The organism is Simiduia agarivorans SA1 = DSM 21679, from assembly GCF_000305785.2.
Lineage (GTDB): Bacteria > Pseudomonadota > Gammaproteobacteria > Pseudomonadales > Cellvibrionaceae > Simiduia > Simiduia agarivorans.
In genome coordinates this window covers 1,306,012-1,330,313 of record NC_018868.3, presented here as the reverse complement: position 1 = coordinate 1,330,313, position 24,302 = coordinate 1,306,012, and the positions used below count along the sequence as shown (strand labels likewise).

Genomic DNA, 24,302 nt, shown 5'->3' with positions numbered 1-24,302 from the left:
GTCCTGGATCTCAGGCGCTTTCGGACGCTGATTGGCTGCTGGCGGCCGGGATATCGATGGGATCTTCCGCACGCTTGCCGAATACCTGCACGACGCCCCACAAGAGCGCGGCGCCCACCAGCATGCAGATCCACCAGGGCAGACCGAAGCCGGCGGCCAGGGTGCCGAAGATTGCGCCCACCAAGCCCACCACGAGGCAATACAGCATCTGGCTGCGCACGTGATCGATCAGGTCGCAGCCGGAAGCCATGGCCGAGAGCAGGGTGGATTCCGCCAGTGGCGAGCAGTGGTCGCCCCAGATGGCGCCGGCCAGTACGGCCGATACGCTGGAGTAGAACAGGTGCATGTTGGCGGCGTCGGTCATGTTGTTGTGCATCAGCACGGCCCAGGCCAGTGGCACCACCATGGGCATCATGATGCCCATCACGCCCCACGAGGAGCCGGTGGCAAAGGCCATAAAGGCGGCCAGCAGGAAAATCACCAGCGGCATGACGTTCGGATTAAGGGTGTCGCCCAGGGCGGAAATCAGGAAGTCGGAGGTGTGCAGTTCGGTATTCACCGCCGACAGTGACCAGGCCAGGGTCAGCACGAATATCACTAACATCACCGCTTTGGCGCCCGCAAACCAGGACTCAGTGATCTCGTGCACGGTGAGCAGGCGCTGGGCCATGGTCATGATCAGTGCGGTCAGGCAGCCGGCCACGGAGCCGTACATCATGGAAGCAAAGGAGTTGGCGTTGCCGATGATTTCGCGCAGGGAATCGTCGGCCCGGTCGGGGCTGGCGAGGCCGGTCATGTAAATGGCCAGCATGGTCACGCCAATCAGCACGCCCATAGGGATGATGGCGTTAAAGGCGCGGTGCGGCACGCCGGGCTTGGGCTCCAGGTCTTTTTCTTCCGGTGCCGGGCCGGCGTCGTGCTGCATGGATTCACTCAGTACGCGGCCAGTGTGAAAGGCGCGCCGTTCGGCCTTAAGCATGGGGCCAAAATCCTTGCCGGTACCGGCGATGTAGAGCACGAAAACGATGGCCAGTACCGGATAAAAACTGAACATGAGCGAGTTCAGGAACACGGAATAGGCGGATTCTTCAAAATTGCCAATGGTGGCGAGGCCATCGTTGATAACGCCCACCTGAAAGCCGATCCAGGTGGTGACGAACAAAATGGCCGATACGGGTGCGGCCGTGCAATCCACGATGTACGCCAGCTTCTCGCGCGAAATGCGCATGGTGTCGGAAATTTTCTTCATGGTGTTGCCCACAATCAGGCTGTTGGCATAGTCGTCGAAGAAAATTGCCAGTCCCAGAAAACTGGTGGAGAGCTGAGTTTGCGCGCGGTTTTTCACCACCCGGGTGATGCGCTCGGCAATGCCCATGGTGCCACCATTGCGGGAAATAATGCCCACCAGGCCGCCAATCAGGAAGCAGAACACCACCACCTCCATGTGTTCGCGCTCGGTCAGCGCGTTCACCACATAGACCTGGCAGGAATCCAGAATCGCGTAAATAAAGCCCATGGCCGAAAAGCCGTACAGCATCCAGATACCCAGCACCAACGAGGTGAACAGGGCAATCATCACGTTGCGCAACAGCAGCGCCATGGTCACGGCCATGAGTGCGGGAATCAGTGAAAACCAGCCGGGCAGGGCGGTGAGGGTGCTTTCGGCCAATACGGTGTCGCCTTGCATCAACTGCAGGGCCGCCTGGCTTTCGCCGGTACTGAGTTCGCTGAAACTCAGGCCGTCATCGCTGGGTGTGAGCTCGATGCGCTCGCCGTTGAGACTCAGCCATAGATCCTCGGTGGGGGTGGTATCGGCGAGACTGATGGAAAAAGGGACGTCTTGCAGCACAATTCTGGGCAGCGTCCACGGGCCCTCCTCGGTGGATTCGGCAACCGCGTTACCCGACAGGGTAGCGGCGAACAGCAGGCAGGCGAGTAATGCCTTGCGCATCAGGAAATTCATGGCCTTCATAGGGGGACCCGGCGATTTGTTATTGGTGTAAAACGGGCAAATTTACCCAAGCTTCGGTTGGCTTACCAGTCTTTGTCATGACATTTATACTTGACCCGCTTTGGGTATATGAATAATTATTCGGAATAGGTAGTTTTGAACAAATATTGTCCAGAATCAATCGCGTGTAATCGCAGTAATCACGAAAAGCACTGGCGTTTACGCGGCGAAGGTATATAAACGTAGAGGGGATGGCCCGTCACAGGCCACCGCCGGCGGCGTTGACGCCGCACTAATAACACACAGGGGATGGACACGTTGCTTCAACAGGCAAGCCAGCAACAGACGCTGGCCCAGATGTTGCGAGAAGGATTTGAGGCGCTCAATCAGGGCCGCCCTCAGGATGCCGCTCGCCTTTGTCAGGCAGTGATTGCGCAAAATCCACGCTTACCTCAAGCGCACTTTCTGGTGGGCTTGGTGGCATTGGAATTGCGCGAACGCCACACCGCCATTCAGGCCTTCGGGTCGGTCACCGCACTCGATAAAAATCACGCTGCAGCCTGGGCCCATCTGGCCCGGTTGTTTATGGAAGAAGGCCAGGTCAACCGTGCCGATGCCGCCTTGGTGCAGGCCGAGCGCGCGGCCACCGACGATCCGCTGGTGCAGGATCTGATGGGCACGGTTTATACCCGCATGGGCGACCATGGCCTGGCGCGCCAAGCGTTCGAAAAAGCCGTTGCCGCTGCGCCGGGGCATGTGCCCTACGAAATGAATCTGGCCAACAACCGGGTTTACCACGGCGAGTTGGCGGATGCCGAACTGCGTTTCCGGCGCGTGCTCGAACAGGCGCCTTCCCAGGCGCAGATTCATTGGTCCTTGTCGGGCGCGCACAAGGCCACTGACCGCAGTCACATAGATGCCATGCAAGCATTACTGGCGCATCCGCGTATTACGCACCGCGCTCAAGCGTTTTTACATTATGCCATCGGCAAAGAATGCGAAGACCTCAAGGACTGGGACGGCGCTATCGAGGCGTTTATTGCAGGCGCCGCTGCCCGGCGCGAAACCGTGGCGTTCGATGAGGCCGCTGAAGTGGCCATGTTTGATGCGCTGACGGATTTGTGCACGGTCGACTGGCTGGCCGAGGGAACCTCGTCGGTAGACAGTGCTGCGCCCATTTTTGTATTGGGTCAGCCGCGCACCGGCACCACGCTTATTGAGCGCATTATTACCAGCCATTCGCAGGTGACCTCTGCCGGCGAGTTGCAGCAGTTTGGCCTCACGCTCCGGCGTCTGACTCAGCATCAGGACCCGCGGCGTTTTTCGGCGGAATTGTTCCAGGCTGCGCGCAACCTCGATTTTAATCAGGTGGGTGAGCGATACCTGGCATCCACGCAACGCATGCAGGGCGACACGCCGCGCTTTGTGGATAAACTGCCGGTCAATTACCTGTTGATTCCGTTTATTTTAAAAGCGCTGCCGAACGCAAAAATCGTGCACCTGGTACGCGATCCCATGGATGCCTGTTTCGCCAGCTTCAAGCAATTGTTTGCCGATGCCTATTTGCATTCTTACGATCAGGAAGAAATGGCCCGCCATCACGCGCGCTATCGCCGGCTGATGGACACCTACCGCGAGCGCTTCCCTGGCCGGTTCTTCGATATTTCTTACGAACAGACCGCGCGCGATCTGGAACCCAATGCCCGTGCGTTAATCGACTATCTGGAATTGCCCTGGGAAGATCAATGCCTGAACTTCCATCAATCGCAGGCAACGGTTGCTACCGCCAGTGCGGCGCAGGTGCGTGAACCTGCTCACACCCGCTCGATCGGCCGCTGGAAAAAATACCAACAACAACTGCAACCCATGTTGCAGACGCTTCGCAATGAAAAAATCCCTGTGGAATAAAAACCCTGATAACAAAAGAGAGGAAGCTATGAAGCACACCTTACCTACCCGTAAACGGTTGGCTGTGAGTATTGCAGCCGCCGCCGTTGCCTCGGGCCTCGGCATGAATGTTCATGCCCAGGACTGGCTGGAAGAAGTGACGGTAACCGCCACCAAGCGCGCCGAAAATGTGCAGGATGTGCCACTGGCCATTTCCGCTTTTACCGGTGATTTCACCAAAGACAACAACCTGGACGATGTCAAAGACCTGATCAACATCACCCCGGGTATTACCGGTAACTCCAAGGATTCATTCCTGGATGCCGTGAGTGTGCGCGGTATCCGCACCCAGGATTTCGGTATTGGTGGTGATCCCTCGGCGGCGTTTTTCAAAAACGATTTTTACGAAGGGCGCAACGGCGCTGCAGTGACCAGTTTGTACGATATGGAGCGTTCGGAAGTATTGCGCGGGCCGCAAGGTTTCCTGTTTGGTCGCTCATCCATCGGTGGTGCGATCAGTGTGCACACGCAAAAAGCTGATATCAATGGCGGCAATTCTGGCTACATCGATGTCGATCTCGGCCAGCGTGGCCATGCGGTTGTAGAAGGTGCCATCAACCTGCCCATCAACGAGCAGTGGGCCACCCGCATCGCCGGCTACCATTCACAGGAAGACGGTTATGTGAAAAACCTGGCCGGCGGTCCCGACCTGATTGCACATGAAAAGTCAGCCCTGCGCTGGTCCACCACATTCCAGGGTGAAAAGCTCGGCGCGGATTTCGTGGCTGAATATGAAACCCGCGAACAGTCCGGCTCTGTTTATCACGCCGTCACTACCGGTGAAACCTGGGATGCCATTAACGAAGCGAATGGCCCTATCAGTGTGCCCACCGGCGATCGCGAAGTGGCGTTGGACCTGGCTGATGGCAATCAGGATGACGCCGATATCCTGTCGCTGCAATTGAAGCTGAGCTACGATCTGGGCTTTGCCGAGTTGGTCTCCAACACTGGCTACAAAGACCACGATTATTACTACGGCGAAGATTACGACGGCACACCAGTTAACCTGAATAACTACCGTCAGGAGCAGTCGGGCGATTATTTCCAGCAGGAACTGCGTCTGACTTCCACCGGTAGCGATGCGCTGAGCTGGTATGCCGGTGTGTCTTACTACCAGGAAAAAATTGATGCCACCTTCCGCCTGCGTGGGTCGGAAGATGAAATGTGTAAGTACTACTACTTCTATTACTACGGTTCTACCATCAATGGTTGCTCCGATTACTACACCGATTTCTACCCTAGCGATACCGGTTTCCTGGATGAAGGTAACCGCGCAAAAGGTGATTACGAAGGTTGGGCTACTTACGTTGACCTGAGCTACGCCATCAACGATCAATGGGATGCGAGCATCGGCGCGCGTTATTCCAATGATAAGAAAACCTTTACCCAGAATGTGCCAGAGCCCGAGAGCTACTTAGGCGCCTATTGGGCTTATGGCTTCTTCACTGATGGCGACATCAAACAGTCCGAAACCTGGACCGATACCACCTGGCGCGCCATTGTCCGGTTCCGCCCGAACGATACCGCCATGACGTTCCTGAGTTTCACTCAGGGCTATAAGCCAGGCGGTTTCGGTACCTTCAGTATCGACACCGATGACACCTTCGAAGGTGATCCGATTTCCCAGGGCGATTACCCACTCAATACATTTGATCCGGAAACGGTTGACTCGTGGGAGCTGGGCTACAAAGACTCCTTGTTCGACGGACGGGCCAATGTGACTCTGACCGCATTCATGTACAAGTATCAGGATTTGCAGGTAATCAACAGCGAAGTGCCCGCTAAAGTCCGCAACGCCGGTGTTGTGGATGGCAGCGGTATCGAGGGCTCGATCACCGCATCACTGAACGATAACTGGGACTTGTACGCAGGCATTGGCTACCTGAATACCGAGGCCACCAAAATGGCAGGTGTATGCCCGGCCAGTGACGACACCGATCCGGTGGCTAACCCGACCGACAGTTATTGCGAAGGCTCCAAGCTGTTCTGGGCGCCTGACTGGTCCGGTAGTGCGGTGCTTAACATGCATTACCCCTACGGCGCCGGTCAGATCGTGGGTAACCTGGGCGTGACCTTCGAAGGTGAGCGTGGTCGCGGTTGGGAAGACCTGGATGAAACCCAGATTGATGCCTACCAGGAATGGAACCTGCGCTTTGGTTACCGTTCAGATGACCAGTGGTCTGTAATTGCCTACGTGGAAAACCTTACCGACGAAGTGTTCTACGATGGTATCAACAACAACGGTGGCATCGTGCCTGCGCATTTCTTCGGCGTGAGCCGTCCGCGCACCTTTGGCATCAGCTTCGGTTACGAATGGCAATAAGCCAGACTTTTCCCTCCTGGGGCCCGCAATAGCGGGCCCTTTTTTTTGCGCTGGGTTTGCGCGGGGGCTGTCGCGACCCGGTCTGGCCCATTGGTAGGTAAGTACCAAGGGGCCAGACCCCTTGGTAGTGTTGACTTGGCGAAGGTAAAAGGCGACATTGCTTAATACAAAAGTACAAGAATAACGGCCATGTTGGAAAACCTGATCTCCCTTGAAGGCGGGACTGATCTCAATTTACAAACGCAATTGCGCCAACAGATTGTGGCTTTGGTGACCGACGGCCTGATTCCGGTAGGACAGCGGTTGCCGTCCTCGCGCCGGCTCGCCGATCACCTTGCGATTGCCCGTAACACGGTGGTGTTGGCCTATCAGCAATTAATTGACGAGGGCTATCTGGTCAGTCGCGAGCGCAGCGGCATCTACGTGAATGAGGCCATGCTGAGCCGGCCTTCGGCGCTGGCCGGCGTTGCGCGCCCGGCGCCCGGTTCGGATCTCTGGCGTTCGCGTTTACCCGATACCACCGGGCGTGAACCGGGATTCGGTGTGCCACCCAATTGGCAGGATTATCCCTTTCCGTTTCTGGAAGGCGAATTTGACCAGAGTTTATTTCCGGTAGCCGAGTGGCGCGAGTCGAGTCGGCTGGCCTTGGGCGTGCGCGAGATCAATGACTGGTCGCGCGCGCGTGGCGATGCCGATGATCCCCAGCTGATCGAACAGATCCGCACCAAGATTCTGCCCCGGCGAGGTATCTCTGCCCGAGCCGATGAAATCCTGATTACCAGCGGCGCACAAGAAGCGCTGGCGCTGCTGGCGCATCTGCTGTTCCGTTCTGGCATGCGCGTGGCTATGGAGGAGCCGGGCTACCCGGATTTCCGCGCGTTGGTACATGAGCGGGGTGCTGAACTGAGCTTTGTACCGGTAGATGCCGAAGGCTTCTGCACGCAACACAATACCGGTGACGCTTGTTACGTTTACGTGACTCCCAGTCATCAGGTGCCCACCACAGTAACCATGAGCTCGACCCGACGTGCCGAATTACTCGATCAGGCAGAGCAGTTTGATCAGGTGATTATTGAAGATGATTTTGACAGCGAAACCAATTTTCTGGGCAATCCACACCCCGCCATCAAAAGCGCCGACACCACTGGCCGGGTGCTGTATCTGGGCAGTTTGTCGAAAATTATTTCGCCCGGATTGCGCTTGGGGTATCTGGTGGCCGACCCGAATCTGATTCAGGCGGCGCGCGATATGCGACGGTTGTTTTCGCGCTTTCCGGCAGCCAATAACCAGCGCACAGCGGCGTTCTTTTTGTCTCTCGGGCACTATGACGCCACCATGCGACGGCTGCATGAAACTTTCAAGAGCCGGTGGACCGTGCTGCGCGATGCACTCAATTATTACCTCACCCAGTCGGTGCACACGATGCAATCCGAAGGCGGTACTTGTTGTTGGGTTGAAGGCCCGGCCGGGTTGCCCATCGATCGGCTGTGTGCCGAGGCGGAGAAGCAGGGTATTCTTATCGAGCCGGTGGATCACTATTTCGGTGGTTCCGGCGAAGTCCCGCCGTGTTTCCGCGTGGGCGTGAGCAGCTTGCCATTAGAGCAGATCCGTCCCGGTATCGCACGGCTTGCCGAATTGATCAAAACCCTGAGCAGCCTGACACCCGAAGCGTTGGATGTCGCCAATCCGTGTTGGTTGACCCGTGCGCAATTATCCCGTGCCTTTGCCAATGCGCGCATTCTGTGTAAAACCGTGTACGGTCAACCGCTGACCATTGATCTCTTTGCCGATGGCACCATGGTCGGCTATGCCGGCTTTGCCAACGAAGAACGCGACGAAGGCCGTTGGTGGGTTGAAGGCGATCAGTTTTGCCGGCAGTGGGCTCAGTGGTCCTTCGGAGAGCCACGTAAGTTCTACACGGTGATTGAAGGTGATCAGGTGCGTTGGTTTGATGATCAGCGCGTGTACATCGACAGTGGCGTGCTGCGGAAGCGCGCCGACTGATTGCTACCCTCGGGGTTGCGCGACAAAGATCCGCCCCGATTTTTATGGCCCGTCTGTGCACCAATGGACTGGCCCCATGTCCGGAATCAATCTGGCTCTAAGTAAACCGCACCAATGCCGTTAGGCTTTGCCCTCAATGAATGCTGTAGGGTGTTAGAGGTTTGCATGAGCCGATTCGCAGTGGCTGGATTACAGCTGGCACTGGCCAGCCAGGATAATTCCGCGCAGATTGAGCAGGAAGTTGACGCCTTGTTGCGGCGGTTTCCATGGGTACAAATGGTGGTGGTCGGCGAGCTGGCGTTGTTCGGTCCGTCCACCGAACATGCGGTGCCCGAGGGCGATGTGTTATTTGAACGGTTGGCTGAATGTGCCCGCCGCAATAACGTGTGGTTGCTGCCGGGCAGTTTTTTTGTTCGCCAGGGACGGCAGGTATTCAATACTGCGCCGGTGTTTGCGCCATCGGGCGAACAGGTGGCCAGCTACCGGAAGATTTTTCCGTTTTTGCCCTATGAAAAAGGTGTGACACCTGGCGCTGAGTGTTGTGTATTCGACGTGCCGGGTGTGGCGCGCTTCGGCGTCTCCATTTGCTACGACATGTGGTTTCCGGAGGTCAGCCGGTCGTTGGCGTGTATGGGTGCCGAAGCAATATTGCATCCCACCATGACCAATACCATTGATCGGGAGGTGGAGCTTTCGCTGGCGCGCGCCAATGCGGTGTCAAATCAGGTCTACTTTGTTGATGTTAATGTGGCCGGTCGCCTGGGCAACGGTCGTTCATTAATTTGCGGCCCCGGCGGTGAAGTGGTGCACCAATGTGGCGAGGTGCGCGAAATCATGGTGGCCGAACTGGATTTTGATTATCTCCGGCAATGCCGCGAACGCGGCTGGCACGGGCTGGGGCAAGTGCTGAAAAGCTGGCGCGACAACGATGTGGAATTTCCCGCTTATCGTTGCCCGGCAAGCCAGCACGCCGTGCTTCAGCAGCTGGGCGAACTGGTGGTGCCAGAGCGGTATACCGTGCAGGCCCCGACAACTGGAACCAAAAAATAATTTCAACTGGCACTATGTGGTCCGGTTGAGGGCGAGCATAGTGATTTCTGACAATAATCACCGGGTAACGTCGAGGGGACTATGAAACCTAAATACCAAATCAGCTCACTTGCGCTCGCGATCGCCGCCTCAGGCGTCTCACCGGCGCAGGCGCAAGACGCGGTTACGCTGGAAGAAGTGATTGTAACGGCGAGCGCGCGTGCACAATCCATTGAAGATATTCCTTACAATATTTCGGCCGTTCAGGGTGATGATATCGAACGTCAGAATATTGTGGATGCCACCGATCTCATGCGCACCATTCCCGGTATTTCTGTGGTGGATCGCGGTTATCGTAATGCCGGTGTGGTGAATAGCATGGTGATTCGCGGTGTGAACGTGGATAACGGTGCAAACGGTGATATCGGATTGTCAGCGGTGCCCACGGTGGCCAGCTATGTGGATCAGACGCCGCTATTTGCCGGCTTTTTGTTGAAGGATATCGAGCGCGTAGAAGTGCTGCGCGGTCCGCAAGGTACGCTTTATGGTTCCGGCGCGCTGGGTGGCACAGTGCGTTACATTATGAACAAACCGAGCACTGAAGGTTTTGATGCCAGTGTGGCCGGTACCACCTCGATGACCGAGGGCAGTGACGGTACCAACTACTCAGCCGATGCCATGGTGAACCTGCCTTTGGGTGAGACAGTGGCATTTCGCCTGAGCGCGGGCACATTGCAGAATGCCGGTGTGATTGATTATGTCAACTTGTATGAACTGGCAGATGGCAAGCCCGTGGTAGCGGCCGACGATGGCAGCTGTAAGTCGGTAAAAGACAGCAGTCTGACGCCCGATGAAGTGGCGTTTAACGGCAGTTGTTATGGCGGTAAAAAAGATGCAGACAGCGTGTCGATTAATTACGCACACGCGGCCTTGCGGTTTGAACCGACGGATAATTTTTCCTTGCAACTGAATTTGCGTGCACAAAAGGATGAAGTGGATGCGCGCCGTTCGGTGACTGAAGGTGCCGATTACAACGGCAATGTGTATGGCGATTATGAATCCGGCTCCACCATGCTGGAAGCGTCCGAACGCGATGTACAGTTGGCCAGTCTCGACATGGAATGGGACATGGGCTTCGCCACCCTCACCAGCAATACCTCGCAATACGAACACAACGGCAACGGCTGGCGCGACAATACCTCCCTGTGGGTGACAGGCCGCGATTGGTTTCACTGGCTCTATCCCGGCAATCCCCGCCCGGTGGCACATGTGAATGCCGGTTACGAAGAAGACGCGCTGGTGCAGGAGTTCCGCCTGGTCTCCAACGAAACCGATTCCGCTATCGATTGGGTGGCCGGCGTGTACTACATGGATCAGGACCGTTCCACCTTTAATACCAGTTACCTGCTCGGGCTGGATGAATACAGTCAGGCGTGTAGCGCCATTGGCAGCAACTGTCTGGCCGATGGCCAGTGGTGGCTGGGTGCGCCCTTGTCTGAAATCGATTTCCTGTATGACCGTCGCGAAACTTTTACCGATCTGGCGGTGTACGGAGAGATGACCTTCCACCTGTCCGATACGTTGAGAGTGACGGCCGGTGCGCGCTGGTTTGACAATGAACTGACCAACTCAACGGCAATGGACTTCCCGTTGTTTGAAGGCGTGGTGGTGCCCTATGAGGATTTTCCTGCGCAAAAAGAAGACGGTGTGTTGGGGAAACTCAATGTGTCCTGGGATGTCACCCAGAACAGCATGCTGTACGCCACCTTCTCGCAAGGCTTCCGGCGGGGTGGTGCTAACGCCGTGCCTACCGATGGTTTTTTTGCCGAACTGAATCCGGAAACCATCCAGTTCTATAAGGCTGATCGGGTCAATAATTATGAATTGGGTATCAAAGGCACAAGTGATCGTCTGCGCTATTCGGCTGATATTTACTACGTGGACTGGCAAGACCCGCAGCTCAATGCGGCAACCGCCTGGTGGGGCTTCTTTATTGCCCAAAATGGCGATAAAGCCGAAACTCAGGGATTGGAAGCCGAGCTGAGCTATGCGCTGACCGATACAGTAAACTTCAATGCCGGCTACGCCTATACGGATGCAAAACTGGCCGCGGACCTGATCGCACCTCAGACCGAGGCAGTGATTGCGGAAAAAGGTCAACGGCTGCCGAGTACCGCAGAGCATGTGCTTACCGTATCGGTGGATCACGTCTATACACTGGCGAACGGTCTGGGCTTGTACAGCCAATTGTCTGGTTACTACCAATCCGATTCTACAAACTCAGTACAGGATGGTGCCATTCAGGATACGTTTGATGGTTTCTCATTGTGGAATGCTTCGGTAGCGTTGCAATCCGAAAGTTGGACGCTGTCACTTTATGCACGCAATCTGTTCAATGAAGCCGGTGTGACTGGTAGCTTCCCCTCAGCGTTCATGAGCACCGATACCGGTATTTTTGAAAATTACTACGGCAACAACCAGCGTAATTACCTGGCCACGCCCAGAACCTTGGGTCTGAGTGCCAAATACTATTTCAATTGATCTTTCCTCGGGTATTTCTTCCCTCGGGCCGCCAGTCGGCCCTTTTTTTGTGACCGCCAGGGATGGCGGAAATGCCGGTTTTGCACGACTGCATGGAAGCAGGAGGTAGAGTAACGCAGGAGCCGTTACCGAGGAGCAAAAACCGGCGCCATGGATGGACTGTATGCCGAAAGGAGCCAGGGATAGTGACGGTCCGACACTTCGGTCGGCGTGCTGCAGTTCACTGCTAACTGCGTCAACGGTTTCATAATCTTTTGCGCGAATGGATTGGCGCCAATTTTAATCTGCTATTCGTTGTGATTTTTGGCACAATGCTGTCATGAAAATCCAATCCTCACCCGACCTGCAAAGCCTCGCCGCCGCCGCTTCACAGCCTGACCGGCAGGCGTTGTCGCAATGGTTTTCACACCCGCCATCGCTCAGTGCCCAGGCCTGGGCCGATGTATCACAGCTTTGTCATTTGCATCAGTGGCCTGAATTCGCACTGGCAGCGAGCGAGCGCGCACTCGCACTGGCGCCGGATGCACCTGGCCTGATGAGTAATCACGGATTTATTTTGCGCCATTGCGGGCAGTTGGACGAGGCCGCCCGGTGGCTGGATAAATCGTTGGCGTTGAATCCTGCACAGGGTGAAGCCCAGTTAGTACGTGCCGAACTTGCGTCCGATACCCCCGACACCCGATTGAACGCGCTTACAGAGATCATCACCCGGCAATCTGTGCCGGAAGAAGACACTGTCGCCCTGTGTTATGCCGCCGCCCGCTATGCCGAGCAACTCGGCCATTGGGATGACATGATGCAGTGGTTGGATCGCGGTGCTGCGCGCAAACGCGCGGGGTTTCAGTATCAGGTCACGCGGGATGAAACCCTGTTGCGTTGCCTGGCCGAAGCCGAATTGCCCGCGCTGCCTGTCGATCCCGCACAGGCCGAAACCGCCCGGCCGTTATTTATCGTGGGCTTGCCGCGCACCGGAACCAGTCTGCTGGAGTCGCACCTGGCGTCGCACCCGAACATTGTCGGGGCGGGCGAATTGCCGCATTTTAACCGCGCGTTAATACAGCAGTTCCAGAGCCAGTTTGGCAAGCCGCCGGCCACACCGGCCGAATTTGTCGGCAAGGTATTTTCGCTCGATCTGACGGCGGTCGGGCAACGTTATCTGGAGGCAAGCCGGCGCTGGTCGGGCGCGCGTTGGTTTATCGACAAACTGCCCATTAACAGCCTGAACCTGCCGCTGATACTGGCTGCCTTACCGCAGGCCAAAGTGATTCATCTTGACCGCGATCCCCGCGCCATGGGGTTTGCGCTTTACCGGCAATTATTCGGCCGGGTTTATCCGTTTTCCTATCGGCAGGACGAATTAGGTCGTTATGTGAATGCCTACCGTCAACTCATGGCGCACTGGCAACCCAAATTGCCGCAGGTGCAGTGGCTGCAGTATGAATCGGCTGTGCGTGACTGGCCGGCGTTGACGCGCACGTTATTTGACTGGCTTGAATTGACGCCGGTCAGCACCCGGGCACAGGGCTTCTCAGCTACTGCCAGTGCCAGTCAGATCCGCGACGGTGTGCATTGCCACCGGATTGAACGCTGGCGTCAGGTCGAACCCCATTTCCAACCTTATCTGGCTCTGCTCGGGAAATAGTCCCCCACAACTGGTGCCATCACCAGCGGTGAACTGGCGCTATGGCGTTTTGCTGAGCGCTTTACACTGTTCCCGACTGTTTTCATTTGATAATAACGAGGGGGCGGTAATGCGGCAGGTAAACACACTCACCGTGGCGTGCGTCATGGCGTTGTTGGCGTGCAACGGACAATCGGAAACACTGTTTTATGAAGGCTTTGAATCCGGTGATGCCACAGGCTGGCAGTTGTTGGGTAATGTAGCTGTCAGTGGCACACAAAGTATCGGCAATTACAGTTTACGCCTGAAAAAAACGGCCACAGCCGTGCATGCGCTCGATACCACCGGTTATTCCGACGTTACCGTCGCCATGCGTCTGGCAGCCACCGGGCTGGAAGATCCCGATCGGTGTTATGCCGAGGTGTCTGCTGACGCCGGCCAGCAATGGCAAACCTTGATTACGCTGGCTGACGGTCAGGACAACGCCACGTTTTTTTCTGGCAGCCTGACCGACGCCGCCTTTGAAGATAACCCGGACCTGCAAGTGCGTTTTCGCAGCACCGGTGATTTGTTAGGCGATTATTGTTGGGGGGATGAAGTGAGCGTGACCGGTACCGCGGGCGGTTTGCAACCGGCGCCGGACATCACCCAAACCGGGCAGGGGGGCTTTGGTAATGTCAACCTGGGCGAGACGGCCAGTCGCAGCATTGTGCTCGAAAATGCCGGCAATGCGTTGTTGGTATTCAATGCTGCCAGTATCACCGGTTCCGCCTTTGCGTTGCAGCAAGACGGCTGCAGCAATCAAACCCTGTCGCCCAGCGCCAATTGCACACTGACTGTGACTTTCACGCCCGCGCAGGTGGGATTTGTTGCCGGTGACATTCAATGGGTTAACAACAGTGATCAATCGCCCTGGATCATCGACCTGACCGGGAGTGGTATTGAACAGGGTTCGGTGGTAGACAATTACGATCCCTTGTCGGGCTCCGGTGCAGTCAGCCGGTCTCAACTGACCTATGCCGATCTGCATGCTACGGGCGATGGCTCAAGGGTTGCGATGGATGCATTCACTTTGCCGGCTAATGCAGCACACCCACAACACCAGTTCAACGGCCGCCTGGCATTGAGTAACGAAGCCAGCAGTGGTGCGTTTGATGAAATCAAAGACACATTCCGCTACACCGGCAGCGGCGACAGCACCCGTAAACACCTGCCCGAATTTGATATGGAGTTGGTGCAAACCGGTTCACATCTGGTGCCGGTTCTGCGCGGTACACAAGCCAATGTTCATCCCGAATGGGAATACATCGTGCAGCCCGGCCGGGTCTGGCAGGAAAACGGTGACAACGGTGCAAGCCGTGCTGCCTTGCCGTTTGCCTTGCACCAGAAAAACGCCAACTGCATGCACAATGGCGTCATGAGTTTTACCTTTGATGGTGCGGGTAGCGTGAGCAATGTGGCCTACCAGATCAGCAGTGAAACCTGTTTGTATTTTAAGTTTGATATGTGGGGTCGGTTGCCGGCCACTTACTCTGCCTATGAACCGACAAATGCAGCCAGTGTGCGCGCGGCCCACCAAGCGGATGAAGCGGCGCGCATGCCGGTGAAACCCATTGCGCAATTGGCCGTTGATTATCCGGGTATTGATGTCAGCCAGTTTGGTTCTGCCAGCGAAACGGATCCCGAGCACATGACCTTGTTTGGGTTGGTGTATAAAGGCGTGAATTACGTGGGTGGTTGTGACACCCGCGCGGGGCAATACCCTTTCTGTGATGTGTTAACGGTGCCGTCTTACTCCACTGCCAAGTCGGTGTTTGCAGGCGCGGCATTGATGCGACTGGAGCAGCGCTTTCCCGGTGCCAGAAACGAAAAGATTGCCGACTGGGTGCCCGATTGTGCGGCCAACGGTAATTGGGGGGATGTGACCTTCGAGCATGCACTGGACATGGCCACCGGTAATTACCGCTCCAGCATTTACATGTCGGACGAGGGCGCCAGCCATACCAACGATCTGTTCCTGCCGGAAGATCACGCCTCGAAAATCAGCTATAGCTGCAACTATTACGATCGCAAAGCCACACCCGGCAGCCAGTGGGTGTATCACACCTCCGACACCTATACGCTGGGTACGGCCATGAATGCCTACTTGCGGGCGCAGGATGGTAGTAACAGCGATATTTTTGCTGACGCCATTGTGCGCGATATCTGGTCGCCGCTGGGGCTGAGCCCGGTGGCCAAGGTGACGCGTCGTACATACGATTCAATTGCGCAGCCGTTTGCCGGTTGGGGCCTGACTTATCAGCGCGATGATGTGGCCAAACTGGCGGATTTTTTCAATCGCGCCAACGGGCAGGTGAATGGTGTGCAGGCATTGTCGGCGAATTTGTTGCAAGCGGCGTTGCAACGAAATGACACCGATCGCGGGCCTGTACCGTTAACCGACTATCACTACAACAATGGCTTCTGGGCGCACGAAATCGGCAGCGATGTGGGTTGCAGCGCACCCTTGTGGGTGCCCTTCATGTCGGGTTACGGTGGCATCAGCGTTTTACTGCTGCCCAATGGTGCCAGTTATTACTATTTTTCTGACAACGACACTTATCTATGGAAAACGGCGGCGAAGGAAGCCCATAAGTTGGCGCCACTGTGTCAGTAAAGGACCTACCGCATGTTGAATAATGTTACCGCGCTCAATGCCTGGCTCCCACGCCAGGCGCCCAACGGCTGGCTGGCCCGGTTCAGTCTGGCCTGGCTTGCCACCGCCGGACTTTTTTACGTGAACATCCTACCGGCACTGGTGGATGGCCTGATCACTGGCCGTGGATTCAGCACCGCCGAAGCCAGTGCGGTTACCTCCTCCAATATTTACGGCGCAGCCCTCGGGGCATTGGCGGCGGTGGTGCTGGTGGGGCGTTTTCCCTGGGCGCGTTTTTGTGCCGCCTTGTTGGTGGGACTGATCGCGTTGGATGCCGTGTCTATGGTGGTGGCCGAGCCACTGGCGCTGGCGGCGATCCGTTTCGCGCATGGCTGTGTGGGCGGATTGTTGGTGGGTATTGCCTATGGTGTGTTTGCCCGTACCCAGAATCCCGCGCGCACCTTTGCCGTTTTATTGGTGGTGCAATATGGCTTGGGTGGTCTGGGCGTTATGTGGCTGCCACTGTGGGTAGAGGCCGCTGGCAGCCACGTTTTGTTTCTAACATTGATGGCGTTTTCGTTTGTGGCGCTGGCATTGCTGCAGTGGCTGCCGGACTATGCGCCAAAAGTACGCCCGGCAGGTGCATCCGCCGAGGTGGCTTATTGGCCATTGGTGTTTACCCTGGCGGCGTTGTTTCTGTTTCAGGCCGGCAACAATGGCCCTTACGCGATAATCATGGGCCTGGCCAAGTCGGCCGGCCTGTCGGTGGAACAGGCGGGACAGTGGTTGGGTATAGCCGCCTGGATGGGCATGGCTGGCGCGGCACTGGTAATCGTCACCAGTCAGCATTTTGCCCGGGCCACGGTGTTGGGCATCAGCATGTTGCTCACCGCCTGGGCCACCTGGGGTCTGATGTTTTCAGATCAGCCCGGGGTATTCGGCTTCGCTAATTGTCTGGTGGGCGTGACTTGGGCGTTGGTGATTGCTTACCTGCTGGGCATGGCGGCGGAATTCGATCACTCCGGCCGCTTTACCGCACTGGCGGGCTTTGCCTCCAAAATGGGTTTGGCCAGTGGGCCACTGGTGGCAGGGTTCAGTGTGACGGGCGAAGGGCAGTTGCTGGCCGACTATCAGCTGGCGCTGTGGATCGGTGCTATCGCCCTGGTGCTGGCCTGGCTGCTCGCGCTCTGGCCCGCCCGCATACTCGACAAATCCGCCACCCGTAGCCCGGACCACATCCCCATGCCAACCAACAGCGACGCCGTTGTCGCTGCCGCACCAAAATAAACTGAGAGCGGGCAAGAACTGGGGTCAGACTCCCCGAGGTTATGATTTTGTAGGAGGCCATTCCCATGGCCGAAAAGGAGTCGGTTGTAAGTACCAAGGGGCCAGACCGGGTCGCGCCAGACCCCTTGGTACTTTGGTGTTTCAGTTGTTGCTGCCCAGCAGGGCGCCAATGGCTTGGGCCAGGCGTTCGGAGCGGTGCGGATCGCGGAAGGCGGCGAGCCAGGCGGGGCGCAGGCTGGCGTTGAACAGGAGTTCAGCCATGATGCGGTTGAAGGCGCTGGTGTCCAGTTGGGCAATCTGCTCAAGGTAGGGCAGGGTGAGTTCGGGCTGGCTGATGGCCTGGTTGTGGCGGGTGGCCAGGGTCACCAGGGTTTCCGCATCTAACTGCGGGCTCGCCAGCAATTGCTCAATCACCGCATTGACCATGCCGCGGGCTTCGCTGCTGGCGATGGCGCGCAGGCAAGCGGTGGCCTGGCCGGGTTGATTGGCCTTTCGGGCGCTGTCTAAGCGCTCTATCCAGCACTGGGTCAGGGCTGCGTCTATGGCCTCGTGTTCAAACAGCGGTGCAAGGTTGGCCAGCACCGCATCGGGCAGCTGGCCAAGACTGGCTTTGAAGGCCTTGTGCACGTCGGTTTGCTGCCAGCGCACCACCAGATCTGCCAGCCCCTGCAAGCCCAGCGCCTGCCAGTAGTCCCATGGGCCTTGTGTCAGGTAGTGCAGGGCGTCCGGGTAATGTGCGCTGGGGGCGAGTTTCAGCCGGTGGGTGAGTTTGGCGTGGAAGGCCGCGCGCAGCGGCTCCGCCGGTTCCCACACGTAAGGGTTGTTGTCCAACACGCCCTTGAGTTTGCCGCCCTCACTGGCCGCGTCCAGGTTTTCCCCCACGCTGATCAGTAACTGGCGCAGGAAGCTGTCCCGCTCGGCTGGTGCCAGCTTGCCTTGCTCGTCCAGTGCAAAGCGCAGAAACCAGATTTGCGGCGCCTGCGCGTCGCCCTCGCGCCACAGCACCAGGCCCAGATTGGCCTTGCCCAGATAGGGGGCCGGGTAGGGGGTGAGGCCGCTTTCGAAGCCCACAAAGGTGTCCTTGGCCAGCAGCTGGATACGGGCGCCCAGATCATAGGCCTTGTAGCGCAGGCCGGTGGCGTTAAAGAAGTCCACAAGGGTGTGCAGGGCAGGGGTCGACACGCGGGTTTCCTCTGAGGGCTTGGTTGAAGTGAGCCGCGCAGTCTACCGCAAAGGGCTCGACTATACTTCCTGAACAGAACGAGAGAGCGCCCATGCCCACACTTGCCGACCTGACCAAAACCCCTAATAAACTCGCTGCCCTGTACAGCCACGCCGCTGTTGGCGCCCGCATCATGCTCACTGGCCATATTCACCAGGCCATGCCGGATTGTGCCGGTGACGCCTACCAGGCGCATTGGGATTGCCTGAACCGTTACGGCGAGGAGCGGTTCGAACAGGAATTTGAGATTGCCGATCGGGTGCGTGCCGGCTTTGCCGAGCTGATCCACGCCGCGCCTGAACGCATCGCGCTGGCGTCTTCGGTGCACGACTTGTTTATCCGCTTTCTGTCGGCGATGCCGCTGGCCACGCGTCCGAGAATCGTCACCACCGACGCGGAATATCCGTCGATTGCCCGCCAGCTGGCGCGTCTGGCCGAGGCGGGGGTAGAGGTGGTATCGGTGGCGGCCAATCCGGCCAGCACCTTGGTGGAGCGTCTGGCCGCGCAAATTAACGATAAAACGGCTGCGCTGTGTGTGTCGTCGGTCAATTTTGAAACCGGTCACCAGACACTGGAGCTGGATACGCTCATGCCGCTGTGCGAGGCCAGGGGCGTAGCGCTGTTTGTGGATGCCTACCACTCGGTAAATGTGTTGTCGTTTTCCGTAGAAGACTACAACCTGCAGGGCGCTTTTGTGGTGGCGGGTGGTGCCAAATACTGCCAGATGGGCAGCGGCATCGCGTTTATGCATGTGCCAGAAGGCGCGGATTTCAGGCCGGTAATTACCGGTTGGTTTGGCGGCTTCGATCCGGTGGTGGACAATCCCGCAGCTACGCCCCTTGCCTATGCCGATGGCGCCGCGCGTTTTCATGGTTCGTCCATTGATATGTTGCCGGTGTTCCGCGCGGACCGGGTATTTGATTTCTTCCGGGCCCAGAATCTCACGCCCGAGTTCCTGGACGACGTGCACCATCATCAATTGGAGCTGCTGGCCAACACCTTCAAGCGCAACGATTTTGATCCGGCGGTGATCAAGCTCAGCACTTCGGTGGAATACATGGGCGGCTTTTTATCCTTTGACTCACCGCACGCGCAAGCCTTGTCTGAAATGATGCGCGATCGGGGCGTGCACACGGATTACCGGCGCCACTGGCTGCGCATGGGGCCTGCGCCTTACCTGTGCGATGAACAGCTGACCGACGCGATCCATGCACTGGAGGAGTCGGTGCATGAGTTACAGGGTTAAGCATGTGAGCTGAACGCTAGCCACAGCACTTCTTGTGTTTTTTGCCTGAACCGCAGGGGCAGGGGTCATTGCGCCCCGGCACGGAGGGTTTGCTACGCGGGGCCTCGGAGCGGTGATAACGCCAATGGCCGTGCTCGTGAACAAAGTAGGAGCGGTCGTGCAGTTGCTCCAGTTGATCGTTTTGCTTGTACCAGCATTCAAATTCCACCCAGTCATCCTGTGCCGCAATGACCCGCAAGTGACCAAATTGTGCGGCCGCCAGCCAATCACGCAGGCCAGCCTGATCCACCGCGGGGCGCGCCTCATCGGACCAGCTCGCGAGAATGTAATCAAATAACCCCAGGGCATGCGCCGCAAAGCGCGAGCGCATCAGGGTCTCGGGGCTGGCGGCGGCCCCGCCCGCATGAATGGGGCCGCAACACGCGGCGTAAGACTTGCCGCTACAACAAGGGCAGCTTTCAACTAGCATTTAGTGTCCTTTTTCGGTATTTTGCCCGGTTTTCCGCTCCGGGAAGCGAGCCGAATCCGCAAAGGCCTAAGGCAGGGCCGAGTGTACTCAAATAGCAAGCGATAACAATATGAGTGATTTTGACGACATCCGTCCCTACCGCGACGATGAGGTAGCCCCCACCCTGGCCCGGATTGTAGATAACCCGGAACTGCACAGCGCCATTGCTGCCCTGTTTTACCCGCGCCTGAGCCGCCTTGCCGGTTGGGCGCTCAAGCCCCTGGTCAAGCGCAAGCTGCAGCAACAGTTCGCCGGTATCGATACCGTGGATGGCCTGCAGGAGCTGGTGTCCAAATACCTGCGTGCCATGCTGGATGAACAGTCCCGCGGCGTCAGCTTCAGCGGCCTGGAATCGCTGGATCGCAATCAGGCCTATCTGTTTACCAGTAACCACCGCGACATCGCCATGGACCCCGCCATGGTGAACTGGGTGCTCTACATCAACGAGTTCCAGACCCTGCAGATTGCCATTGGCGACAACTTGCTCACCAAGCCCTATGTGTCGGACATTATGCGGCTGAACAAGTCGTTTATCGTTAACCGCTCGGCCAAGGCCCCGCGCGAGAAACTGAAAGCAGCCAAATACCTGTCTTCCTACATTCACCACGTGGTGCGGGAAGAAAAATCCAATGTGTGGATAGCCCAGCGCGAAGGCCGGGCCAAAGACGGGCGCGATAAGACCAACCCGGCAGTGATCAGCATGTTTGCACTTAATCGCCCTAAGCCGCAGCCACTGAGTGAATACATTGCCGAGCTGAATCTGGTGCCGGTTTCCATTTCTTACGAGTGGGACCCATGCGACATAGCCAAAAGCCGCGAGCTTTACATGTTGCAAACCGAAGGCAGCTATCAGAAGGGCGAACATGAGGACGTGGAGTCTATCGCCCAGGGTATCAAGGGTTACAAAGGTGCCATTCACCTGGCCTTTGGTAACGTCATCAAGGGTGATTATGAATCCACCGATGCCGTTGCTGCCGAAGTGGACCGCCAGATCCTGTCCAATTACTTTCTTCACGCCAGCAATTGCATGGCCTATACCATGCTCACCGGCCGCGTGCCCGATGTGATTTTCGGCACCGAAGGCAAGCGTTTCGACCCGGCGCAACACCCCTGCGTGAAAAAGGAGCTGGAGCGCAGGGTGCAGGGGATGCCGGATTTGCAGCGGGATTTGTTATTGGGAATCTACGCCAACCCGGTACATGCGCGATTGGACGCCGGTCACTGATCGGCGGGCGCAATCACCAGTGTCACCAGCTTGTTGTTATCTGCGCTGGTGACGCACTGGGCCTGCATGGGGATGGTGGAGCGGTGTTCGCTTAAAAACCGCTCATCGGCCGGTACAACGTCGGCGGTGAACAAAAGGGTGTTGGTGCGCTCGAAGTCATTGTAGATGGCGGCCCGCTCATCCATTTGAAGGGTCACAATTTTGCCCTCCATATTGGCGTAAATGGCAGCTTCACACACACCGTGGCCGGCAAAGGTGTCGAACTTGGGCCGGTTTTCCACAATGCCCAGAGCGCGCTTGGTGCTGGCCGCCTCGTCAAAGCCTGCGCGGTATTGTTTGGCGATGATCAGGGTACTGGCCACACTCACGATCACCAGGACGACAGCGGCGATGACGAATACCCAGACGGGTATGGATTTGTCTTTCAGCATATAATGGCCTGAGCCGACTCCTTTTGGGATCAATAGAGCATAAGCAAGAAATTGCGGTCGCTCAAATAATCTGAGGTTTTCCCGCTTTATGCTCGACGCCGGATTGAAAAAAACCATTCAAGCCGCTTATAGCCAGTTTCTGGAAGCCCGGGAACTCAAGCCCCGCTATGGTCAGAAGCTGATGATTGCCGAAATCGCGCGCACGCTCGGGGGCATCCGGCTGAATGACGACGAAGAGCGCGAGGGTGAAGGCCATGTGTGCGTGGTGGAGGCGGGCACCGGCACGGGCAAAACGGTGGCCTATTTGCTGGCGGCGATTCCGGCGGCAAGGTTCCTCGGCAAGAAATTGGTGATCTCCACCGCCACCGTGGCGTTGCAGGAGCAGATCATCAACAAGGATCTGCCGGATGTGAAACGCCATTCCGGGCTGAATTTCAGTTTTGCGTTGGCCAAGGGCCGCGGGCGCTATCTGTGTTTGTCCAAATTGGACCGCATTCTTTCCGATGTGGACGCGGCCAACAACAGCGACAAAGCCCTGTACGAAGATGAATACCCGCAGGTGGATGAGCAGGCGCTCACCATCTATCAGTCCATGATGGATGCCATGGCGGCCAACAAATGGGCGGGTGATAAAGACGAGTGGCATGAAGAGCTGGCCGCGGATGTATGGGGCCGGGTCACCACCGACCACCGCCAGTGCACCGGTCGCCGCTGTTCCAACGTGAGCAGCTGCAGTTTTATCAAATCGCGCGATTCGCTCGGCAGTTTTGACGTGATTGTGGCCAACCATGATCTGGTGTTGGCGGATCTGGCGCTCGGTGGGGGTGCCATTCTGCCGGCGCCTGAAGACGCCATCTACGTGTTTGACGAAGGTCATCACCTGCCCGATAAAGCCCTCAATCATTTTGCTGCGCACAGCCGGTTAATCGGCAGCATGAAATGGATCGAGCAGGTGAATAAGGTGCACGGGGCCATGTTGGGCGAGGTGAGTGGCGCTGGCAACATCGATCGGTTTGGCGAGCAGTTGCCCGCGGCACTGGGCGATTGCAAGCGCAATCTCGAGCTGGTCTACCCCATGGTGACCCAGTTGGCCGAGCGCATTGAAGACCCGGAGCGATCGCCCCGCTACCGGTTTGAGCAGGGTATCGTGCCCGAGGCCATGATGGACGTGGCCGTGCAATTGAAAATCGGCTTCGAGCGGTTGACCGAATTACTCGGCAAAATCAGCCGCGAGCTGGAGCAGTCGCTGGAATCCAACGATTGCGATGTGCCCAAGGTGGACCTGGAAAACTGGTTCCCGCAGGTGGGCCTGTGGCTCGCCCGCGCCGAAGCGGCACTGTCGCTCTGGGCCAGCTATGCCGAACCGCAGGTGGCCGATGCGTTGCCCAAAGCGCGCTGGATTACCCTGGTGGATTTTGGTGGCAGCCTGGATTACGAAATCTGTTCCAGCCCCATCCTGGCCGCCAAAACCCTGGAGTACAGTTTATGGCGCCGTTGCTGCGGGGCGGTGGTGACCTCGGCCACGCTCACCGCGCTTGGCCGGTTCGACCGCCTTAAAATGCGCGCCGGCACACCCGACGATGCCAGTTATGCGGTGGTGCCCAGTCCGTTTGATTTTTCCCGGGGCGAGCTGCGCATCCCCGATTCGGCCAGCGATGCCAGCGACAGCATCAACCACACACTCGGGTTGATTGACGCCTTGCCGGATTTGCTCGATTCCGCCAAAGGCAGCCTGGTGCTGTTTGCCTCCCGCCGGCAGATGCTGGATGTGTACGATGGCCTGCCAGTGGCGTTGCGCGACAAGATTCTGGTGCAGGGCGATAAGTCCAAACAGGAAATGCTCAATCAGCACAAAGCCCGTATCGAAAAGGGCGAGGCCAGTATTCTGTTTGGTCTGGCGAGCTTCGCCGAGGGCGTGGATCTGCCCGGTGGCTATTGCGAACACGTGATCATCGCCAAGATACCCTTCGCCGTACCCGATGATCCGGTGGAAGCCTCCCTGTCGGAATGGATTGAAGCCCGGGGTGGCAATCCCTTCATGGAAATCACCGTGCCCGACGCGGCCATGAAACTGGTGCAGGCCTGCGGCCGCCTGTTGCGGGCAGAGTCCGATGCCGGCGCCATTACCATCATGGATAACCGCTTGCTGACAAGGCGTTACGGCAAAGCGATTCTGAATTCTTTACCGCCATTTAACCGGGCCCGCTGATACAGGGCTAATCCCCTATCAATAGCCCCTATTTTTTTGTGGTTATTGTATAAAAAACAATCAGTTATGTGTTTTTTATGAGCTGGTACTTTAATACTGGCTGGGCTATATTGTGCGCGTATC

15 protein-coding genes are annotated in these 24,302 nt (G+C 57.4%); 11 read left to right on the top strand and 4 right to left on the bottom strand.

What is annotated here, in order from left to right:
* Positions 1 to 10: 10 nt before the first annotated feature.
* Complete coding sequence (locus M5M_RS05940) at positions 11 to 1,972, bottom strand: Na+/H+ antiporter NhaC family protein (RefSeq protein WP_015046564.1); 1,962 nt, start codon at positions 1,970 to 1,972, stop codon at positions 11 to 13.
* 288 nt (positions 1,973 to 2,260) lie between these two features.
* On the opposite strand from M5M_RS05940, the gene M5M_RS05935 reads away from it, so the two are divergent.
* From M5M_RS05935 to M5M_RS05900, 8 genes are all read left to right on the top strand, one after another.
* Entirely contained in the window at positions 2,261 to 3,859 is a 1,599-nt protein-coding gene (locus M5M_RS05935) for a tetratricopeptide repeat-containing sulfotransferase family protein (protein ID WP_016389251.1), read from the top strand.
* A 28-nt stretch (positions 3,860 to 3,887) separates the two neighbouring features.
* A complete protein-coding gene (locus M5M_RS05930; protein WP_015046562.1) occupies positions 3,888 to 6,221 on the top strand; it encodes a TonB-dependent receptor in 2,334 nt (777 codons plus the stop codon).
* A 189-nt stretch (positions 6,222 to 6,410) separates the two neighbouring features.
* Positions 6,411 to 8,225, top strand: a complete 1,815-nt coding sequence (pdxR, locus tag M5M_RS05925) for a MocR-like pyridoxine biosynthesis transcription factor PdxR (protein ID WP_015046561.1) — start codon at positions 6,411 to 6,413, stop codon at positions 8,223 to 8,225.
* A gap of 165 nt (positions 8,226 to 8,390) precedes the next feature.
* Complete coding sequence (locus M5M_RS05920) at positions 8,391 to 9,275, top strand: carbon-nitrogen hydrolase family protein (RefSeq protein WP_015046560.1); 885 nt, start codon at positions 8,391 to 8,393, stop codon at positions 9,273 to 9,275.
* 81 nt (positions 9,276 to 9,356) lie between these two features.
* Positions 9,357 to 11,795 (top strand): TonB-dependent receptor, encoded by a 2,439-nt coding sequence (locus tag M5M_RS05915; protein ID WP_015046559.1) that lies wholly within the window; start codon positions 9,357 to 9,359, stop codon positions 11,793 to 11,795.
* 319 nt (positions 11,796 to 12,114) lie between these two features.
* Complete coding sequence (locus tag M5M_RS05910) at positions 12,115 to 13,437, top strand: tetratricopeptide repeat-containing sulfotransferase family protein (protein WP_015046558.1); 1,323 nt, start codon at positions 12,115 to 12,117, stop codon at positions 13,435 to 13,437.
* Positions 13,438 to 13,546: 109 nt separating this feature from the next.
* A complete protein-coding gene (locus M5M_RS05905; protein ID WP_015046557.1) occupies positions 13,547 to 16,072 on the top strand; it encodes a choice-of-anchor D domain-containing protein in 2,526 nt (841 codons plus the stop codon).
* 12 nt (positions 16,073 to 16,084) lie between these two features.
* Entirely contained in the window at positions 16,085 to 17,338 is a 1,254-nt protein-coding gene (locus M5M_RS05900) for an MFS transporter (RefSeq protein ID WP_015046556.1), read from the top strand.
* Positions 17,339 to 17,479: 141 nt separating this feature from the next.
* On the opposite strand, the gene M5M_RS05895 is transcribed toward M5M_RS05900, so the two are convergent.
* Positions 17,480 to 18,520 (bottom strand): DUF3549 family protein, encoded by a 1,041-nt coding sequence (locus M5M_RS05895; protein WP_015046555.1) that lies wholly within the window; start codon positions 18,518 to 18,520, stop codon positions 17,480 to 17,482.
* A gap of 92 nt (positions 18,521 to 18,612) precedes the next feature.
* On the opposite strand from M5M_RS05895, the gene M5M_RS05890 reads away from it, so the two are divergent.
* Complete coding sequence (locus tag M5M_RS05890) at positions 18,613 to 19,806, top strand: aminotransferase class V-fold PLP-dependent enzyme (protein ID WP_015046554.1); 1,194 nt, start codon at positions 18,613 to 18,615, stop codon at positions 19,804 to 19,806.
* Between the two features lie 16 nt (positions 19,807 to 19,822).
* Here the strand turns inward: M5M_RS05890 and M5M_RS20680 are convergent, their stop codons facing one another.
* Positions 19,823 to 20,275 carry a YchJ family protein gene (locus M5M_RS20680; RefSeq protein WP_016389250.1) on the bottom strand — a complete coding sequence of 151 codons (453 nt, stop codon included), beginning with the start codon at positions 20,273 to 20,275 and terminating at the stop codon, positions 19,823 to 19,825.
* A 109-nt stretch (positions 20,276 to 20,384) separates the two neighbouring features.
* On the opposite strand from M5M_RS20680, the gene M5M_RS05880 reads away from it, so the two are divergent.
* On the top strand, positions 20,385 to 21,539 hold the full coding sequence (locus M5M_RS05880) for a 1-acyl-sn-glycerol-3-phosphate acyltransferase (protein WP_015046552.1): 1,155 nt from the start codon (positions 20,385 to 20,387) through the stop codon (positions 21,537 to 21,539).
* Here the strand turns inward: M5M_RS05880 and M5M_RS05875 are convergent.
* Positions 21,533 to 21,970 carry a hypothetical protein gene (locus tag M5M_RS05875; RefSeq protein WP_015046551.1) on the bottom strand — a complete coding sequence of 146 codons (438 nt, stop codon included), beginning with the start codon at positions 21,968 to 21,970 and terminating at the stop codon, positions 21,533 to 21,535. The two genes, M5M_RS05880 and M5M_RS05875, sit on opposite strands and share 7 nt — an antisense overlap.
* Before the next feature lie 88 nt (positions 21,971 to 22,058).
* Here M5M_RS05875 and dinG point away from each other — a divergent pair, with 88 nt between their 5' ends.
* On the top strand, positions 22,059 to 24,179 hold the full coding sequence (gene dinG, locus M5M_RS05870; RefSeq protein WP_015046550.1) for an ATP-dependent DNA helicase DinG: 2,121 nt from the start codon (positions 22,059 to 22,061) through the stop codon (positions 24,177 to 24,179).
* Positions 24,180 to 24,302 lie beyond the last annotated feature (123 nt).

Excerpts from the sequence above, each read along its gene's own strand:
- M5M_RS05940 (WP_015046564.1), bottom strand. The coding sequence starts at position 1,972 with ATGAAGGCCATGAATTTCCTGATGCGCAAGGCATTACTCGCCTGCCTG.
- M5M_RS05935 (WP_016389251.1), top strand. The coding sequence starts at position 2,261 with ATGGACACGTTGCTTCAACAGGCAAGCCAGCAACAGACGCTGGCCCAG.
- M5M_RS05930 (WP_015046562.1), top strand. The coding sequence starts at position 3,888 with ATGAAGCACACCTTACCTACCCGTAAACGGTTGGCTGTGAGTATTGCA.
- pdxR (WP_015046561.1), top strand. The coding sequence starts at position 6,411 with ATGTTGGAAAACCTGATCTCCCTTGAAGGCGGGACTGATCTCAATTTA.
- M5M_RS05920 (WP_015046560.1), top strand. The coding sequence starts at position 8,391 with ATGAGCCGATTCGCAGTGGCTGGATTACAGCTGGCACTGGCCAGCCAG.
- M5M_RS05915 (WP_015046559.1), top strand. The coding sequence starts at position 9,357 with ATGAAACCTAAATACCAAATCAGCTCACTTGCGCTCGCGATCGCCGCC.
- M5M_RS05910 (WP_015046558.1), top strand. The coding sequence starts at position 12,115 with ATGAAAATCCAATCCTCACCCGACCTGCAAAGCCTCGCCGCCGCCGCT.
- M5M_RS05905 (WP_015046557.1), top strand. The coding sequence starts at position 13,547 with ATGCGGCAGGTAAACACACTCACCGTGGCGTGCGTCATGGCGTTGTTG.
- M5M_RS05900 (WP_015046556.1), top strand. The coding sequence starts at position 16,085 with ATGTTGAATAATGTTACCGCGCTCAATGCCTGGCTCCCACGCCAGGCG.
- M5M_RS05890 (WP_015046554.1), top strand. The coding sequence starts at position 18,613 with ATGCCCACACTTGCCGACCTGACCAAAACCCCTAATAAACTCGCTGCC.
- M5M_RS20680 (WP_016389250.1), bottom strand. The coding sequence starts at position 20,275 with ATGCTAGTTGAAAGCTGCCCTTGTTGTAGCGGCAAGTCTTACGCCGCG.
- M5M_RS05880 (WP_015046552.1), top strand. The coding sequence starts at position 20,385 with ATGAGTGATTTTGACGACATCCGTCCCTACCGCGACGATGAGGTAGCC.
- M5M_RS05875 (WP_015046551.1), bottom strand. The coding sequence starts at position 21,970 with ATGCTGAAAGACAAATCCATACCCGTCTGGGTATTCGTCATCGCCGCT.
- dinG (WP_015046550.1), top strand. The coding sequence starts at position 22,059 with ATGCTCGACGCCGGATTGAAAAAAACCATTCAAGCCGCTTATAGCCAG.